This window comes from Pseudobutyrivibrio sp. YE44, assembly GCF_900104335.1.
GTDB lineage: Bacteria > Bacillota > Clostridia > Lachnospirales > Lachnospiraceae > Pseudobutyrivibrio.
The window spans coordinates 1-3,020 of sequence record NZ_FMXT01000026.1 but is presented as its reverse complement, the minus strand read 5'-3'; the positions used below and the strand labels follow the sequence as shown (position 1 = coordinate 3,020).

The window sequence follows — 3,020 nt, the reverse complement described above, 5'->3', positions numbered from 1 at the left end:
TTTCTTCCGCAGAACAAAAACAGGGTATCCTTATCAAATGGATCCAAGTTGAATCGCAGCTTTACGAATGATGCCAGTCCATCAATACCTTGGCGGTAAGCCCTCAATCATGAGTACCAGATATCAAAATACCCAGCATTACTGCTGGGCTTAAGATATAAATTATGTAACTTGAAAATTTAAGATTTTTTATACTTGCTAGGACATTTCTGCTGAACTGATTTCGACCAAGGCATTAAGTCATTTAGGAAGTTAAGATTATTATCTTCCATATGCTTTGGAATCTCAGAGAGGAGCAATTCAAAGTATTGGTAAGTATTAAGACCATTAGCTTTGGCGGTTTCGGCCAGACTAAAGATCATAGCACTTGCATTAGCACCATTTGATGATTCAATAAGAACAAAATTCTTACGAGCAATGGTGAATGGTCGGATTGCTTGCTCAGCGTAGTTGTTGTCCATAGGGATTTTACCATCATTCAAGAATGCTCTTAAGTATTCTTCCTGGTTAAGGCTATAGGCAAGCGCTCTACCTGTTACACTCTTATGAGTTACTTGGCTGTATTTGGATTTAGCCCATTCAAAATAAGCATCGACTTTCTCTTTAAGAACAAGTTGACGCTGTTTTTTGCGGTCTCTATTAGTGAGGTCATCATAGGAATTATCGATGTGCATGATTTCGGTAATCATCGCATAAGCTTCTTCGGCTATAGAACCTTTGGCTGTTTCAGTACCAACGGACTTAATGAATTCTGCAAAAGGTCTTCTTGCATGAATCCAGCAGCCAGCGATTTGAAGGTCATGCCGCTTTTTACCAAGCTTATGGTAGACCTGATAACCATCCGTGACCACGGTTCCTGAGAAGTCTTTTAAGAATTCTCTCGGGTGATCAGCTTTTCTAGATGGTTTCCAATCGTATAAAACGATTGGATGCTCAGAGCAGTGAGGGTTATTTCTATAAACCCACATGTAAGTCTTCTTGCCATTTTTGATTTTTGTTTTATCTATCTGCATTACCTTAACAGGCGTTTCATCCGCGTGGATTACTTTGCTGTCATAGATAAGCTCGTGCATACGGTCATAAACAAGTGAAAGATATCTTTCAGTAGCATTTATTATCCAGTTGCACATGGTATTTGTTTCAAGGTTAATTCCGTTATCTTTAAAGGCTCTCTTTTGACGCTCGATAGGTAACGCATTTACGTATTTACCATTTATAAGTGATGCAACTAAAGATGGGGTGGCGATACTATTCCTGAACAAATCAACTGAACGAGGAGCTTTTACGATTGTTCCGTCATTGTCTTTAGATGCGTAAACATGAACATGGTGCTCATCAACAATAAATGTCTCAGGGATAATCTGAAGACGTTTATAAATCTCTTCAGGAAGTTCCTTATAGCCGTTAGGGAATTTCTCTGCGAGTTCTTCTTCAGATAACTTATGCTCAATGATACGAGCTGGAAGACCATCAAGGTCAACATCTCGTTTGCCTTTAGTTTTGGAACGCTTATAAGAAGAGATAATTATCTCTGTGATTTCTGGTTCTGGAGCAGATGGATTAGCTGTGGCCTCAACTTCATTGAAGGAATCAAAAAGAGACATCTGTCCCTCGATTTCAGAAGAAGCTTCAGATTTCTTTCCAAACTGACGCTGATTCATGATTCGAATCTGCTCGGTAAGAAGTTCAATCTGACGATTAGTATCCGCCAACTGGGCGTTAGCAGTGTTGAGTTGCTCCTGCATGAAAACAAGCTGACTTTGAAGAGAAGACGCAATAATAACCAACGCTTCTTTGTTAAGATTATTCAGTTGTTCATCGGTTAATTGCAACATGATTTCGTCTCCTTAAGTCTGCATTTATTATAGCAAAATCAAGGGCTAAAGACGAATTCCGTGAGAATTAAAAATGGTGAAAATGCCTATAAATAAGGCATTCATAGAGGCTGTATAAGAAATCTTAGATTAGAGATTAATGTAAAAAGAAAAGTGCTGTGTAGAGCTTAGATTACTACAAGATAAGCCATAGTAGCGGTCTTAAGCTGTGCACAGCACCATCTGAAAAGGTGGTAAAAACAGTGATAAATAATCTCTGTTTTGCACAATAACTAAATAATAAATCAAGCAGAATACTTGGGCTCAGCATCATAAATGATTGGATCAATGGCGAAGCCCTGCATCAACCATTTGAACTGCTCGGGACGAAGTTGGCGAAGTTCATCACTTGTTCTAGGCCAGGTGAAGTGACCACGTTCAACTCGTTTATAAAGAAGCAGGAATCCATCGCCTTCCCACAGGAGACCTTTGATTTTTGTTGATTGTCTACCGCAGAAAAGGAATAAGGTGTTAGGTACAAATAGATTAACCTTGTATTTCTTTTCTATGATAGCAGCAAGAGAATCTATTCCATACCGCATGTCGGTGTAGCCGCAAACTACATAGACTGCTGGGAAGTAATTAAAATCGGCATCTTTAAGCATTACGCACCGCCTTAATGACTTTGTTTAAAAGAAAGTCTGACGTGTCTTCTGTGATTTCTATTGTGATGTCGTTGATAGTAAGCTTTAGTGTGGAAAGTGCAGAAATAGTTTGATTTGTTGTACAACTTTTAAAAGTTGTACAACAAGTATCCGGAACCGGACTTGTAATAGGAACAATGTCCGGAAGTTGAGATTCTACAAACTGTTCAGTTAGACGACGCTTCCAGTAGTAGAATTGGGACTTTGAGATGGAATGAGCATCACAGAATTTTGTGACGTTCATGGTACTGGCTTGTTGCTCACGAATGAGGTCAGCCCAGTTATTTAGCTTTGCTTGATGTATTACTTTAGTTGTATTCATGAGATATCCTCCATTTAGAATGTATTTGGGCTAATCATCTCATGTATATGTTAGAATTATAAGGTACTCATGATTGAGGGTTAACCCTTGGCGAAGATCAGTGTAACCTGTAGCAATGTATATCTTCTTAAAACTGGTAGTGTCATTGAGCATGGCTTATTGCTCCTATCAGTTTTAATA

At 38.7% G+C, this 3,020-nt stretch carries 4 protein-coding genes; all 4 read right to left on the bottom strand.

Going from position 1 to position 3,020, the window contains the following annotated elements; genetic code table 11:
- Positions 1–107 (bottom strand): IS66 family insertion sequence element accessory protein TnpB (gene tnpB / locus BLR54_RS15295; RefSeq protein ID WP_143008467.1); only part of this gene is annotated, 107 nt, incomplete at its 3' end.
- Between the two features lie 72 nt (positions 108–179).
- Positions 180–1,835 carry an IS66 family transposase gene (tnpC, locus tag BLR54_RS14785; RefSeq protein ID WP_242871269.1) on the bottom strand — a complete coding sequence of 552 codons (1,656 nt, stop codon included), beginning with the start codon at positions 1,833–1,835 and terminating at the stop codon, positions 180–182.
- 284 nt (positions 1,836–2,119) lie between these two features.
- Positions 2,120–2,479: an IS66 family insertion sequence element accessory protein TnpB gene (tnpB, locus tag BLR54_RS14780; RefSeq protein WP_090422416.1), complete on the bottom strand. Its 360-nt coding sequence runs from the start codon at positions 2,477–2,479 to the stop codon at positions 2,120–2,122.
- Positions 2,472–2,840 carry an IS66 family insertion sequence element accessory protein TnpA gene (gene tnpA / locus BLR54_RS14775; RefSeq protein WP_090422414.1) on the bottom strand — a complete coding sequence of 123 codons (369 nt, stop codon included), beginning with the start codon at positions 2,838–2,840 and terminating at the stop codon, positions 2,472–2,474. The genes tnpB (BLR54_RS14780) and tnpA overlap by 8 nt, the downstream gene beginning before the upstream one ends.
- Positions 2,841–3,020 lie beyond the last annotated feature (180 nt).